Below are 13,756 nucleotides of genomic sequence, written 5' to 3'. Positions count from 1 at the left end.
ATGCAACAGACCCAAAACACCACCCTGCTGATCATCGGTGGCGGCCCTGGCGGTTATGTCGCGGCCATCCGTGCCGGCCAGCTGGGCATCCCCACTGTGCTGGTCGAAGGCCAAGCCCTGGGCGGCACTTGCCTTAACATCGGCTGCATTCCGTCCAAGGCGCTGATCCATGTCGCCGAGCAGTTCCACCAGACCCAGCTGCACAGCCAGCAGTCGAGCCTGGGCATCAAGGTTTCGCCACCGAGCCTGGACATCGGCCAGAGCGTGGCCTGGAAGGACGGCATCGTCGATCGCCTCACCAGCGGCGTCGCCGCCCTGCTGAAAAAGCACGGGGTCAAGGTCATCCATGGCTGGGCGAAGATCCTCGACGGCAAGAACGTCGAAGTCGACGGCCAGCGCATCCAGTGCGAGCACCTGCTGCTGGCCACCGGTTCCAGCAGCGTCGAGTTGCCGATGCTGCCGCTGGGCGGCGCGGTAATTTCCTCCACCGAAGCCCTGGCGCCGAACAGCCTGCCCAAGCACCTGACGGTGGTGGGCGGCGGCTACATCGGCCTGGAGCTGGGCATTGCCTACCGCAAGCTGGGCGTCGAGGTCAGTGTGGTCGAAGCACGCGAGCGCATCCTGCCGACCTATGACAGCGAACTGACCGCGCCGGTGGCCGAGTCGATCAAGAAGCTGGGGATCACGCTGTACCTCAAGCACAGTGTCGAAGGCTTCGATGCCGCCAGCCAGCGCCTGCAGGTACGCAACCCGGACGGTGAATTGCTGCAACTGGACACCGACCGGGTGCTGGTGGCGGTCGGACGCAAGCCACGCACCCAGGGCTTCAACCTGGAAAGCCTGGCCCTGAAGATGAACGGCTCGGCCGTGGCCATCGATGAACGCTGCCAGACCAGCATGCGCAATGTCTGGGCCATCGGCGATCTCAGCGGTGAACCGATGCTCGCCCACCGGGCCATGGCCCAGGGTGAGATGGTCGCGGAAATCATTGCCGGCAAGACCCGTCGTTTCGAACCGAACGCCATTGCTGCGGTGTGCTTCACCGATCCAGAGCTGGTGGTGGTCGGCAAGACCCCGGAGAACGTCGCCGAGCAAGGCCTGGACTGCATCGTCTCGCAGTTCCCCTTCGCAGCCAACGGCCGGGCCATGACCCTGGAATCGAAAAGTGGCTTCGTACGCGTGGTCGCCCGTCGCGACAACCATCTGATCCTCGGTTGGCAAGCGGTAGGCGTCGGTGTGTCGGAGCTGTCGACGGCGTTCGCCCAATCCCTGGAAATGGGCGCGCGCCTGGAAGATGTGGCCGGCACCATCCATGCGCACCCGACCCTCGGCGAGGCGGTCCAGGAGGCGGCATTGCGCGCCCTGGGCCATGCCCTGCACCTGTAGACACTGAAGCGGCCAAGGCCGATTTGACCCGCTGCACGGCGCAGCGGGTCCTTTTTACTCGCAGATTTTCGCCTTACCGGCCTGCTTGGCCCGGTACAACGCCTGCTCGGCCCGGTTCAACAACTGCGCCTGCCCTTCCCCGTCCTGCCATTGCACCAGCCCGAAACTCAAGGTCAGCCGGCTGTCCCCCAGCGGTGATGCCTGCGCCAGTGCCTGGGCAATCCGTTCGGCCAGGGCGCGCGCCCGGGCCAGCTGCTCGTGGGGCATGACCACCACAAACTCGTCTCCCCCCCAACGCGCCAGCAACTGCTCCTCCTGCAGGCACCCCTTGATCCGCTCCGCGACCTCAATCAATGCCGCATCGCCACGGGCATGACCGTAGCGCTCGTTGATCGGCTTGAAGTCATCGACATCCATGACCAGCAACGCCAGCGGGTGACGAAAACGCTGCGCGCGCTCGCACTCCAGCTGCAAGACCTTTTCCAGGCGATAGCGGTTGGCGACCTGGGTCAGGGCATCACGCTCGGCCAGGTCGCGATTCTCGTCGAGCTGGCGCTGCAGTTGCTGGTTGACCCAGGACAGTTCACGGGTGCGCTCACCCACCAGCGACTCCAGTGACAGCTTCTGCTGCATCAGTTGCTCCACCATGCGCTTGCCGGCATCGATGTTGCGATGGGCCCCGAGCATGCGCGCGACCGTGCCATCCGGATTGCGCGCGAGGATGTGGCCGCGGTCTTCGACCCACAGGTAGCTGCCGTCCTGGCAGCGGCAACGGTATTCCACCCGGTACTGCTCGGACCTGGAACTGACATAGGCCTCGAAATGCGCCATCACCCGCGGGTAGTCCTCCGGGTGGATGATGTTCTCCCAGGTGTGCACCGAGTTGTCCAGGGAGTGGCTGGCATACCCGAGCATCCGGTACCAGCCCGGGTTGCGGTAGACGTAGCCGGTGTTGGCGTTCCAGTCCCAGATACCGTCGCTGATCAGATCGAGCAAGGTCTGCAACTGGTCGTGCTCGAGGGTGAGGGATGGAACCTTCGATATCGCACTCATGGACGCTCTCCTTGTCCGTGCGGATGAATGGCTTGCCGCCGACGGCAAAGGTTTTCCCCTGCTCGGCAACAAGGTTCCGAGGCGATGAATGCCGTTCAACCCCGCAACCCTTTACATACTAGAGCTTGCGTAGCCATTGGCCAGCTGGCACAGCTTTTGCCCCTCGCACCCTCGCAATCCTGCAGCCCATCAAGGAGCGAGATCCGGTGAACATTATCAATGGCGCTGGCTGGCAACAGTTGGCCAACTATCCCCTGCGCGCTATCGCCGAAGCGAGCGCCGAGCAGCACACGCAGTTTCGCCCGCTGACCGCCGCCAGCGGCGTGGCTGCGCAACAGCAGAGCCGCGACAACACCGCCCGGCAGAATGCCGATGACGCTCGCGAAGAAGCCTTCGCCAAGCTCAAGGTGCTGCTGCAGAACCCGGACTACGCCTTGGGTGAAACGACGACTGTCGGTAACTCTTCGGTTGCCAGTTCAGGGGCTGCCGAGGAATTTCGCGAGTACATGGCGCTGTCGCCCGCCGAGAAGATCAAGGCCAAGCTGCTCGCCGAACTGGGCATGAGCGTGGAAGAGTTCGAGAACCTGCCGCCGGAAGAACAGGAAAAGATCGAGGAGAAAATCGCCGAGCAGATGAAGCAGCAAACCGAGATGGAGTCGCTGGCTGCGCTCGATGCACAAATGCAGGCGCCGGCACTCGCAGCCAATCAGGTAGCGCCCCTGACAACGGCAGAGGGAACAACTGACGAGCAGCACAAAAACGCCCTGCAGGCCTGATCCACTCAGGCCCCGGTAAAACCTGAGGCTGCCCGGCAGCCTCAAGGGCTTCAGGCATGCACCCAGAACGCGCTCTCGGCGAACTGCTCGCCGTTCCACCAGTTGACCTTGCCGTTGCCATAGCGAAAGTTGCTGGCGCCCGCCTGGCTCTGCAAGGGTGAGGTCACTTCGCCCGCTGCATCGCGTTTGGCACTGAACTCGGGTGTTTCGGGGACCACCGCGACAATGTGCCCGGACTTGCCGTCCTCCTTGCGCCGCGCCACGATCAAGCCGATACCGCCCTGGTTGGCGGCTTGCTGCAGCTTGCTCAAGGTCCCGGTCTGGCGCCAGCCGAAATCAGGCCCGAAGTCGCGCAACCAGCGAAACAGGTCATTGGCGCGCACCTCGAAGATCGTCTCGCCGATCAAAGGCTCCACCTTCTGCCCCTTGGCCAGCGCTATGGCGGCCTTGGACGTCCACCACACCCGCGGCAGGTACGCACCGGCCAGATGGCAATAGTCGTGACAGTAGATGTTGCAGAACGTCAGGCCGTCGTGGGGCTGATAACGCGTGTGCGCCGCGTTATCCACCGCCAGCCATTTGATGATAGCCGCAAGCTCTGCGCGCAATTCGTCCGGCGTCGAGCCTTGTCGCGTCGGTTGGCCTGACTCGTTCAGCGAGTGTGCACCGGCCGGATCCGTTCGCCGGGTCACCCGGCCGGGTTTCCTCGGCATCGACACGGCCACGACGCCGGTGGCCGGCTGAGAGTCGGCTGGAGCGACGACAGGAATGTCGGCAATGTCGGACGCCGGCACAAGAAATTTTTGCGATACGAAACCATGCAACAACGCACCGGCCAGGGAGGTCTCCACTTCCCGGAAACCGCCCTCGGCTTTTTTCTTGATCGCCCGCACCGGATGCCCATCGGGTAAGTGACCGATGACATTCGCCTGTTCCGGATCGCTGATCCTGGGTTCGCTGCGCACCCGCAGCATGCCCTCGCGGGTGTCTACCCGGAAGAAGTCACCTTGCGCCTCCACCGGGCTCGGTGCCGGCATCAGGGCAAGCCCCATGGCCGGTGCTGCAAGCTGCGGCGCGTTGCCCGGCAGGGCCACCGTCTGGGCAAGCTGGATGAAGTCGAAGATCTTCTGACCGTAGAACTGCTTGCCATCGAAATGGCCCTGCTGCAGGCCTTTCTTCGGATTGAACCCACCTGTGTTGTAGGCAATGGCAACAGCCGCCAGCTCAAGGTTGGTCAATTGCGAACGGCCCTGGAACCCCAGCTTCTTCAGCCCACGCTTGAGTTCGCCCAGGCACATGTCCAGGGTGTCGTCGAAATGCTCGTAGCGCCTGTCGAGGAAGTAATTCGGATCGGTCTTGAAGAACTGCAGATCGCGCTGGAACAGACCGAAGCCATGGCAAAACTTGTTCGGTTTCTTGGCTACCGCCGCGAACCCGGGAATGTGCTCGGCCATGTCGACCAAGGCCTTGTGGGCCAGGTCGAACATCGCTGCACCACCGGGCACCGCCAGCAAGTCGGACTTGGTCTTGGGAAATGCCGAACGGCCTTTATCGGCATCCAGCGTGTCACCCACGCACAGGGCCAGGATCTGGCTGGTGGTCATCGACTTGGAACGCAGGACCGACCAGACATGTCCGGTTTCCTGGCAGGCAATGGCGGTAATGAAGTCAACGGTGAAGGGCAAACCCGCTAGCCGGGGTTCGATCGAGGCCTGGAATTGCGTCTTGAACCACAACACATCTGCGCTGTTTGGCATGGCAGTTCTCCCGAGAACAAGTGAACACGCACGGGAATACCACCCGGACTGCTACTCGGGAAAACTGGTTGGATTTCAGGGCTTTCTATAGTGAATTAAAGACACCGACAGGAAAGCGTCAAGGTTTTGCAGGCGACCGGACGTCTACCCGACCAAACGACAGCAGGCGGGTAAGCTTGTGCAGGCGCCCACTCAACAGTGGGCGTCTGTAGCGGTGAACTAAACTGCTTCGATACACCTGTGCACAGAGGCTTCGACCATGGCGAGCACAACCGCAATCGTATTCGCAGGTGGCGGAAGCCTGGGTGCGGTGCAGGTGGGCATGTTGCGGGCCCTGGTCGAGGCCGATGTTCGATTCGACATGGTGGTTGGCGCGTCGGTAGGTGCCATCAACGGTGCCTACTTTGCCGCACGACCTGACTCGGCCGGGGTCGAGGCGCTCGCCGGATTCTGGCGCGGGCTGAGTAAAGCCGACATCTTCCCCCTCTCCTGGCTCGATACCTGTAGAGGACTGATCAAACGGCGTGGCTATCTGTTGCAGCCGGCGGCCTTGAACCGGTTGCTGGGCCAGGCACTGCCCATTCATCGCATCGAGGATGCCGCGCTGCCCCTGCACATCGTCACCACCGACCTGCTCAGTGGCGCCGAGACCGTGCTGTCCGATGGTGAACTGGAACAGGCGTTACTGGCCAGCGCTGCCATCCCGCTGGTGTTCCCCTGCGTGCAAATCGCCGATCAGTTCCTGGTCGACGGCGGCGTGGCAAGCAATACGCCCATTGCCACGGCTGTAGCCCTGGGCGCCAGCAACGTCGTGGTCATCCCCACGGGCATCAGCTGCGCCCTGACCCAACCTCCCCGCGGCCTGGTCGCCCTGGCCTTGCACACCGTCAATCTGATGAGCATGCGGCAACTGGTGAGCGACATCGAACACTTTCGCACGCTCACCAGCCTGCACATCGTGCCGCCCTTGTGTCCCGTGGATGTCTCGGTGTTCAACTTCGATCAGACCGAGTCGCTGTTGCAGCGTGCCTATGAGCAGACCGTCAAGTGGCTGGGACGTGGAGGGCTGGAACGCACCAAGGTGCCGGGTGCCCTGACCATTCATTCCCATGCCCATGAGCATTGAGTGGTCCGTCAGGGCTTTGTTGCACCTACGTTGCGCCTATAAAGGCAGCAATGCGTCGGCGAGAGCACCTCAGCCCGGTCAGGCGGCGCCCTTGGCCTGCTGCTCCAGGTGCACCTGCAATGCCGGATCGATTTGCAGTGCTCCAGCCAGTTCGTCAAGGTAGGCTCGCTCTGCGTCCTGCTGGTCATCCACCAGCATCACGCTGGCCAGGTACATTTCCGCGGCCATGGCCGGGTCCTGGGCCGACTGAGCCACCTCGGCAGCATCGAGTGGCTTGCTGACTTCCTCATCCAGCCATTGCTGCAGTTGCGGGTCGCTGGTTTGACGTTTGATTTCAGCGTAGATCAACTGTTCTTCTTGCTTGTCGATGCGACCGTCAGCCTTGGCTGCCGCAATCAGCGCGCGCAAGATGGCATGGCTGTGATCCTCGATCTCGGGGCCGGACAATTGATCGACAGTACGCACCGCCTGTTGCGGCGCTGCCGCCTGGCTGCGCTGCCAGCTTTGATAGGCCTGGAACGCCATCATGCCCAACGACGCCAGGGCCGCGTAATTGGTACCACCAGCGGAGCGCCCCTGGTTATAGCCGCCAGCGCTGCCACCACCGCCACCGCCGCCCAGCAGGCCGCCCAGCAAACCACCAAGGCCACCACCGCCACCTGCTGCACCGCCGCCGCCAAGCAGACCACCCAACAAGCCGCCCAAACCGCCCAGCGCGTCTTGCGAAGACATGCCGCCGCTCCCTTGTTGCGCTTGCGAGCCCTGTCCGGCCCGAAGTAACTGTTCGAGTAAATCACTGGTATTCATGGCACCGCCCTCGGTCGGTAGTCGTTGCCCAGACAAGCAACGATAGCCCCCTCAAGGCGATCCGCCATGACCGTCTGGCCGACGGGAAACCCGGCTTGCCGAGCCAGCCCACCTGCCATACGATTTGACTGTTCCTCAGGCGGAGGAATCATTGTGAAGCCGGTGATGCTCCTGACCCGCATCCTGGCGCCTGCCATCGTCCTGGCGCTGGCATCCGCCGGCCTGCATGCCGACGACCCGTTCGCGCCATTGCGCGACGCCATGGTGCGGGAGATCGCCGACATGTCGTCGGTCACCCGTGACGAAACCGGCAGGGCCGAGTTTTCCGCGCCGGTGATGGCCGCGATGGCCAGGGTGCCACGCGACAGGTTCGTCCCACCCGACGAGGTGCCCTACGCCTACGAGAACCGGCCGCTGCCGATCGGCTACGGCCAGACCATCTCCCAGCCCTACATTGTCGCCCTGATGACCGACCTGGCGCAGGTCGGGCCCGGCGATGTGGTGCTCGAGATCGGCACCGGCTCGGGCTACCAGGCAGCGATCCTCGCCGAACTGGCGCAGGCGGTCTACACAATGGAAATCATCGAGCCGCTGGCCGCGCAGGCCGGGGAGCGTCTGGGCCGGCTGGGCTATGCGAAGGTGCAGGCCCGGCTGGGCGATGGCTACCACGGCTGGTCCGAGCACGGGCCTTACGACGCCATCCTCGTCACTGCCGCCGCCAGCCATGTGCCGCCGCCACTGATCGCCCAGCTCAAGGCCGGCGGACGGATGGTAATCCCGGTCGGCGCGCCGTTCATGGTCCAGTACCTGCTGCTGATCGAGAAGGCCGGCGATGGCAGTGTGTCCACCCGGCAGGTGCTGCCAGTGAGCTTCGTGCCGCTGGTCGGAGGCGGTTGAGCATGCACTCACCGCCGTTGCTCGCCCTGGCGCTGCTGTCTGCCTCCGCGCTTGGCTATCAGGTGCTGCTGCTACGACTGCTTTCGATCATTCAGTGGCACCATTTCGCCTATATGATGATCAGCGTCGCACTGCTCGGCTACGGCGCAGCCGGCACCGTCGTGGCGCTGGCGCGACCGGTGCTGGCACCGCGCTTTCACGGCACGTTCATCGGCGGCGCGGTGCTGTTCGGACTGAGCGCCATCGCCTGCTTCGGCCTGGCCCAGCAAGTGCCGTTCAATCCCCTCGAGATCCTCTGGGACGCGCGGCAGCCGGCGCGCCTGCTCGGGCTCTACCTGCTGCTGTTCGTGCCGTTCTTCTGCGCGGCGGTGTGCATCTGCCTGACCCTCACCTGCTTTCAGGAGCAGATTCACCGGATCTACGCCTTCGACACTCTCGGCGCCGGCGTGGGCAGCCTGGCGATCGTCGCCGCGCTGTTCGCCCTGACGCCCGTCGATGCGCTGCGGCTGCTGGGCGGCACCGGCATCGCCGCCGGGGCGCTGGCCGCCATGGCTTGCACCCGGCACAGGTACTGGCTCGTGCCGTTGCTGCTGGCAGCGGCGGTCGCGGTGCCGGCCGGCGTTCCCGGGCGCTGGATCGCCCTGTCGCCCTCCGAGTACAAGGAACTGAGCCAGATGCTGCGTATCAAGGATGCGCACGTCATCGCCCAGGCCTGGAGCCCGCTGGGCCTGCTCACGGTCGTCGACAGCCCGACCATTCCCCTGCGCCACGCTCCGGGCCTGAGCCTCAACGCAACGCAGGAACCGCCCGCGCAACTGGCCATCTTCACCGACGGCGACGGCCTTTCCGTGCTGAACCGCTATGACGGGCGCCGCGAGCCGCTCGCCTACCTGGACTACCTGACCTCGGCTCTGCCCTATCACTTGCTGCGCCAACCCCGCGTGCTGGTGCTGGGCAGCGGCGCCGGCGCCGATGTGCTGCAGGCGATCTATCACGGCGCCAGTGCGGTGGATGCCATCGAACTGAACCCGCAGGTGATCGATCTGGTCCAGCACCGCTTCGCCGACTTCTCCGGCAAGCCGTACAGCGCGCCCAACGTCCGTGTGCTGATCGGCGAGGCGCGCGGCCTGGTGGCTTCGCGCAGCGAACCTTACGACCTGATCCAGATCGCCTTGCTCGACTCCTTCGGCGCCGCCTCGGGCGGCCTGCATGCGCTGTCCGAGAACTACCTGTACACGGTGGAAGCCTTCGCCGAGTACCTGCGCCATCTAGCGCCTGGTGGCCTGCTGGCCATCACCCGCTGGGTCACCCTGCCGCCGCGCGATGTTCCCAGGCTGCTGGCCACCGCCGCCGCGGCCATCGAGCACAACGGACAGGCCAGTGCGGCGCGGCGCATCGTCATGATCCGCGGCTGGAAGACCACGACGCTACTGGTCAGCAACAGGGATTTCGACGACGCCAGCATCGCCGTGCTGCGAGAGTTCAGCCAGGCGCGCTCCTTCGACCTGGCCTACTACCCCGGGATGACCGTGGCCGAGGCGAACCGCTACAACCTGCTCGACCGGCCCTGGTACTTCGACGCGGCGCAGGCCCTGCTGTCCGGTGAGCGCGCGCAGTTCCTGGCGCGCTACAAGTTCGACGTGAGTCCGACCATGGATGACCGGCCGTATTTCTTCCACTTCTTCAAGTGGCGCTCGCTGCCGGAACTGCTGGCGCTGAAGGCGCAGGGTGGCCTGTCAATGCTGGAGTGGGGCTATCCGGTACTGATCGCCACGCTGCTGCAGTCCGGCGTGGCCGCCGTGCTGCTGATCCTGGTGCCGCTATGGGTGGCGCGGCGGCGCCAGCGGCGCTCTGGAAATGCAGTGTTGGCCAGGTTCGAACTTCGGCTCGTGTCTTACTTCGCCGCCATCGGCTTCGCCTTCATGTTCGTGGAAATCGCCTTCATCCAGAAGTTCACCCTGTTCCTCAGCCACCCGCTGTATTCGGTGGCGGTAACGCTCAGCGCGTTCCTGATCTTCGCAGGCCTGGGCAGCCGTTACTCCGGCCGGCGGCGGGGTGACCGTGGAACGGGTGCGGGGCCTCGTCATCCGCTGGCGCGGCCGGTCCTGGCGATCTGCGCGATCGCCCTGCTCTACCTGATCGCCCTGCCGCCGTTGTTCCAGCTGCTGGCCCCGGTGCAGACCCTCGCCCGGTTCGGCATCTGCGCCGCGTTGATAGCGCCGCTGGCGTTCGCCATGGGCATGCCGTTTCCGCTCGGACTCAAGCGCGTCTCCACCCGCGCCGAAGCACTGGTGCCGATCGCCTGGGGCGTCAACGCCTGCGTGTCGGTGGTGGCAGCCGTGCTGGCGACCCTGCTGGCGATCCACCTGGGCTTCACCGTGGTGTTGCTGCTGGCGTTGCTGATGTATCTCGCGGCGGCCTTCACGTTTCCCTGAACGCGGCGGTTCGCAGCGAAACGTCAACAGCCCCTGGTGAGGTGAATGGCCTGCTGCCGCCACCCGGCAGTCATGGAGAAAATCAGATATTCGGAGAGTGGCTTGAAAGGCGCGAATTAGATGGTGTCCCAGGGCAGGTTCGAACTGCCAACCTTCCCCTTAGGAGGGGGATGCTCTATCCAATTGAGCTACTGAGACACTGAGGGCCGGTAACGAGCGTTACACGGCGGGGACGGCGTGCATGTTAACCAGCACATCGACATTTGTCATGTCATCCATGGGGGTTTTTACCTGGGGCTTTTTCCCAACGGGGGCCAAGCATGCAGTCTGCTTCAACTATTGGCACTCGCCTTCGAGCACCCCCTGCTCGCGCAGCAGTTGCAACAATCGCTCGACGGCATCCTCAAGCCGGGTGGAGTTGTCCAGCAGGTGCACGCCAGGGTCCTGCAACGACAGTGCCTGGCTGCGCGCCAGGCGGCGTTCGATATCCTCCAGGGGCTCGCGCCCCCGGGACAGCAAGCGCTGGCGCAATACCTGCGGCTCGACCGTCAACAAGATGGCGAACAGGTCCGGATAGCGTTGCCGGGCCTGGGCCAGGTACGCGCGAGAGCCGTTGACCAGCACCGTACGCCCCTGCCGCAAACCGTCATCGATCTCGACCGGGATACCATAGGACAGATCGTTGGCCTGCCAATGCAGGGCGAAGGCGCCTTCGGCACACAGCTGCTGGAAACGTTCGGGGGAAACGCTCACGGCGTCTTCGCCCTTGGCTTCGGCCGAGCGCGTGATCACGCGCCTGGCGACGAGCACCTGATGGCGTTCCAGGGTGGCGCGGGCAGCCGCTATCAGCGAGTCCTTGCCGGATCCGGACGGGCCCATCAGATAGACCAGGCGCCCAGGCGTTGCTGCACACGGCGTTGCGCTTGCGTCATGCTGCATAGCCACTATTCTCAAAGGTGGGAAGCCCGCGCATTTTAGACGCTTTCCCCGGCTTTTTTGCGCCTATTGAGCGTAGCCGGTGAAGAGGTTCCGACGGGACGTTAGATGGAGGAAATGAAAACTTTTCAAACCAGTGCTCATTTCTGATAATTGGTACTGGCAATACGCCTTTATCCGGCTCACTATTTGTCACAGAATTGACGCCAAGGAACCGGCGACAATGAGGCATGATTCACACCTCATTCACAATTCAGGTTGAACATTTTGTCGCCGTGATGGTCGTAGTTCCATCGTGCGGCCAATTTCGAGAACCGCTTCCCCTGAACTAAACCGGTCAATTATATGCGCCCAATGAAACAGGCTATTTACTCAAGCCGCACCGCTGACAAATTCGTCGTCCGCCTCCCCGACGGAATGCGTGAGCGCATTGCCGAGGTAGCGCGCAACCACCACCGCAGCATGAACTCGGAAATCATTGCCCGCCTGGAGCAGAGCCTGATCCAGGAAGGAGCCCTGGGTGACGAGCTGAGCATGCGCCTGGACAGCCCGGAGCTGTCGCTGCACGAGCGTGAGCTGCTGCAACGCTTCCGCCAACTTTCCCACCGCCAGCAAAACGCCCTGGTGGCCCTGATTGCCCACGATGTCGAGATGGCCGCCGACGCCTCCTGAGTCGAAGCCGCAATTGAAAAAGCCAGCGTAAGCTGGCTTTTTTGTGTCTGCGGATTTTCCCGGACCTACAAGAGGAAGATAGTCGCCAGTCCCAGGAAGATGAAGAACCCGCCGCTGTCGGTGACCGCCGTGATCATCACGCTGGAGCCCATGGCCGGATCCCGCCCCAGGCGCACCAGGGTCATGGGGATCAGTACCCCCATTAACGCAGCCAGCAGCAGGTTGAGGGTCATGGCGCCGGTCATGACCACGCCGAGCGACCAGCTGTCGTACAGCAGGTAGGCCACCAGGCCGATCACCCCACCCCAGATCAGGCCGTTGATCAGGCCCACAGCCAGTTCCTTGCGCATCAGGCGCGTGGTGTTGCCGGGGCTCACCTGGTCCAGGGCCATGGCGCGGACGATCATGGTGATGGTCTGGTTACCGGAGTTGCCACCAATGCCGGCCACGATCGGCATCAGCGCCGCCAGGGCCACCAGCTTCTCGATCGAGCCTTCGAACAGGCCGATCACCCGCGAGGCGACGAAGGCGGTGATCAGGTTGATCGCCAGCCACGCCCAACGGTTGCGCAACGAACGCCAGACCGAGGCAAAGATGTCCTCCTCTTCGCGCAGACCGGCCATGTTCAGCACTTCGGTCTCGCTTTCCTCACGAATCAGGTCGACCATCTCGTCAATGGTCAGACGGCCGATCAGGCGACCGCTCTTGTCCACTACCGGCGCCGATACCAGGTCGTATCGTTCGAAGGCTTGAGCGGCATCGTAAGCGTCTTCTTCCGGCTGGAATACCACCGGATCATCGGCCATGACTTCGGCCACTTGTTTCTCGGGGTCGTTGACCAACAGACGCTTGATCGGCAGCACTCCCTTGAGGATGCCGTCGTAATCGACCACGAACAATTTGTCGGTATGCCCAGGCAGCTCCTTGAGCCGGCGCAGGTAACGCAGGACCACTTCCAGGCTGACGTCTTCACGGATGGTGACCATCTCGAAGTCCATCAGCGCGCCGACCTGCTCCTCGTCGTAGCTCAGAGCCGAACGCACGCGCTCGCGCTGCTGGGCATCGAGGCTTTCCATCAGCTCGTGGACGACGTCACGGGGCAGTTCTGGCGCCAGGTCCGCGAGTTCGTCGGCGTCCATCTCCTTGGCCGCGGCGAGCAGCTCGTGATCGTCCATGTCGGCGATCAGGGTTTCACGAACCGAGTCGGATACTTCCAGGAGGATGTCGCCGTCGCGCTCGGCCTTGACCAGTTGCCAGACGGTCAGTCGATCGTCCAGGGGCAAGGCTTCGAGAATGTAGGCGACGTCGGCGGAGTGCAGGTCGTCGAGTTTGCGCTGCAACTCGACCAGGTTCTGGCGGTGAACGAGGTTTTCTACCAGGTCATGGTGATGACCCTCCTGACGATGCGTCAGGTCTTCTACCACGCGCTGGCGCTGCAGCAGCTCGACCACCTGGGCCAGGCGGTCCTGCAGGCTGTCTTGAGCCTTTTTTACTTCGATTTCGGTCATAGGCGAACTCCACTCCCAGCAGCGGAGCACGCCGGGAGAATCAATCAGTCAGATCTTGATTGGCAAAACTTGCTATTGAGTAACTACTGGGTAAGTCCATGGTGGTTTTCCACAAGCCCCGGCGGGGCTGACGGGCGCAATCATACACCGCTTGAGCTGTCAGGGTGCTGAAAAAATCGTGGCTAGAACAATCGTTTGCGCGACATAGTTGTGACAACGTGTGCAGCTATCAGTGCGACGGCAGCTGTAGGCAAAAGAACACATGCCAGGGAGAAAAACTTCAAACACCGGAAAGCAAAAAGCCCGCCTAGCTAGGCGGGCTTTCTGTCGTATGGTGCACTCAGGAGGATTCGAACCTCCGACCGCTCGGTTCGTAGCCGAGTACTCTATCCAGCTGAGCTAT

The 13,756-nt window shown here is 63.3% G+C and carries 11 protein-coding genes and 1 tRNA gene; 6 read left to right on the top strand and 6 right to left on the bottom strand.

Going from position 1 to position 13,756, the window contains the following annotated elements:
* Positions 1-1,386 carry a dihydrolipoyl dehydrogenase gene (gene lpdA, locus M2D63_RS22390; protein ID WP_285865221.1) on the top strand — a complete coding sequence of 462 codons (1,386 nt, stop codon included), beginning with the start codon at positions 1-3 and terminating at the stop codon, positions 1,384-1,386.
* 54 nt (positions 1,387-1,440) lie between these two features.
* Here lpdA and M2D63_RS22385 read toward each other — a convergent pair whose 3' ends face one another.
* The gene (locus M2D63_RS22385; protein WP_285865219.1) at positions 1,441-2,439 is read right to left on the bottom strand and encodes a sensor domain-containing diguanylate cyclase; all 999 of its coding nucleotides are present in this window, start codon (positions 2,437-2,439) and stop codon (positions 1,441-1,443) included.
* A 206-nt stretch (positions 2,440-2,645) separates the two neighbouring features.
* On the opposite strand from M2D63_RS22385, the gene M2D63_RS22380 reads away from it, so the two are divergent.
* A complete protein-coding gene (locus M2D63_RS22380) occupies positions 2,646-3,215 on the top strand; it encodes a hypothetical protein (protein ID WP_285865217.1) in 570 nt (189 codons plus the stop codon).
* Positions 3,216-3,265: 50 nt separating this feature from the next.
* Here M2D63_RS22380 and M2D63_RS22375 read toward each other — a convergent pair whose 3' ends face one another.
* Complete coding sequence (locus M2D63_RS22375; RefSeq protein ID WP_285865215.1) at positions 3,266-4,972, bottom strand: hypothetical protein; 1,707 nt, start codon at positions 4,970-4,972, stop codon at positions 3,266-3,268.
* A gap of 259 nt (positions 4,973-5,231) precedes the next feature.
* Here M2D63_RS22375 and M2D63_RS22370 point away from each other — a divergent pair, with 259 nt between their 5' ends.
* Positions 5,232-6,098, top strand: coding sequence for a patatin-like phospholipase family protein (locus tag M2D63_RS22370; RefSeq protein WP_285865214.1), 867 nt, complete (start codon positions 5,232-5,234; stop codon positions 6,096-6,098).
* 78 nt (positions 6,099-6,176) lie between these two features.
* Here M2D63_RS22370 and M2D63_RS22365 read toward each other — a convergent pair whose 3' ends face one another.
* Positions 6,177-6,905 carry a tellurite resistance TerB family protein gene (locus M2D63_RS22365; protein WP_285865212.1) on the bottom strand — a complete coding sequence of 243 codons (729 nt, stop codon included), beginning with the start codon at positions 6,903-6,905 and terminating at the stop codon, positions 6,177-6,179.
* 165 nt (positions 6,906-7,070) lie between these two features.
* Here M2D63_RS22365 and M2D63_RS22360 point away from each other — a divergent pair, with 165 nt between their 5' ends.
* Both M2D63_RS22360 and M2D63_RS22355 read left to right on the top strand, forming a co-directional pair.
* Entirely contained in the window at positions 7,071-7,802 is a 732-nt protein-coding gene (locus M2D63_RS22360) for a protein-L-isoaspartate(D-aspartate) O-methyltransferase (protein ID WP_285865210.1), read from the top strand.
* A gap of 2 nt (positions 7,803-7,804) precedes the next feature.
* A complete protein-coding gene (locus M2D63_RS22355) occupies positions 7,805-10,237 on the top strand; it encodes an SAM-dependent methyltransferase (protein WP_285865208.1) in 2,433 nt (810 codons plus the stop codon).
* A gap of 121 nt (positions 10,238-10,358) precedes the next feature.
* On the opposite strand, the gene M2D63_RS22350 is transcribed toward M2D63_RS22355, so the two are convergent.
* Positions 10,359-10,435: transfer RNA gene (locus M2D63_RS22350), tRNA-Arg, on the bottom strand.
* Positions 10,436-10,573: 138 nt separating this feature from the next.
* Positions 10,574-11,176, bottom strand: coding sequence for a phosphonate metabolism protein/1,5-bisphosphokinase (PRPP-forming) PhnN (phnN, locus tag M2D63_RS22345; RefSeq protein ID WP_285865207.1), 603 nt, complete (start codon positions 11,174-11,176; stop codon positions 10,574-10,576).
* Positions 11,177-11,518: 342 nt separating this feature from the next.
* On the opposite strand from phnN, the gene M2D63_RS22340 reads away from it, so the two are divergent.
* Positions 11,519-11,845 (top strand): Arc family DNA-binding protein, encoded by a 327-nt coding sequence (locus M2D63_RS22340; protein WP_003254499.1) that lies wholly within the window; start codon positions 11,519-11,521, stop codon positions 11,843-11,845.
* A 65-nt stretch (positions 11,846-11,910) separates the two neighbouring features.
* Here the strand turns inward: M2D63_RS22340 and mgtE are convergent, their stop codons facing one another.
* Complete coding sequence (gene mgtE, locus M2D63_RS22335) at positions 11,911-13,353, bottom strand: magnesium transporter (protein ID WP_285865205.1); 1,443 nt, start codon at positions 13,351-13,353, stop codon at positions 11,911-11,913.
* Positions 13,354-13,756: the final 403 nt, after the last annotated feature.

This window comes from Pseudomonas sp. BJa5, from assembly GCF_030272875.2.
Classification (GTDB): Bacteria; Pseudomonadota; Gammaproteobacteria; order Pseudomonadales; family Pseudomonadaceae; genus Aquipseudomonas.
Note: the sequence above shows the minus strand (reverse complement) of the source record. Positions and strands in the feature narration are given on the sequence as shown.

Excerpts from the sequence above, each read along its gene's own strand:
- lpdA (WP_285865221.1), top strand. The coding sequence starts at position 1 with ATGCAACAGACCCAAAACACCACCCTGCTGATCATCGGTGGCGGCCCT.
- M2D63_RS22385 (WP_285865219.1), bottom strand. The coding sequence starts at position 2,439 with ATGAGTGCGATATCGAAGGTTCCATCCCTCACCCTCGAGCACGACCAG.
- M2D63_RS22375 (WP_285865215.1), bottom strand. The coding sequence starts at position 4,972 with ATGCCAAACAGCGCAGATGTGTTGTGGTTCAAGACGCAATTCCAGGCC.
- M2D63_RS22370 (WP_285865214.1), top strand. The coding sequence starts at position 5,232 with ATGGCGAGCACAACCGCAATCGTATTCGCAGGTGGCGGAAGCCTGGGT.
- M2D63_RS22365 (WP_285865212.1), bottom strand. The coding sequence starts at position 6,905 with ATGAATACCAGTGATTTACTCGAACAGTTACTTCGGGCCGGACAGGGC.
- M2D63_RS22360 (WP_285865210.1), top strand. The coding sequence starts at position 7,071 with ATGCTCCTGACCCGCATCCTGGCGCCTGCCATCGTCCTGGCGCTGGCA.
- M2D63_RS22355 (WP_285865208.1), top strand. The coding sequence starts at position 7,805 with ATGCACTCACCGCCGTTGCTCGCCCTGGCGCTGCTGTCTGCCTCCGCG.
- phnN (WP_285865207.1), bottom strand. The coding sequence starts at position 11,176 with ATGCAGCATGACGCAAGCGCAACGCCGTGTGCAGCAACGCCTGGGCGC.
- M2D63_RS22340 (WP_003254499.1), top strand. The coding sequence starts at position 11,519 with ATGCGCCCAATGAAACAGGCTATTTACTCAAGCCGCACCGCTGACAAA.
- mgtE (WP_285865205.1), bottom strand. The coding sequence starts at position 13,353 with ATGACCGAAATCGAAGTAAAAAAGGCTCAAGACAGCCTGCAGGACCGC.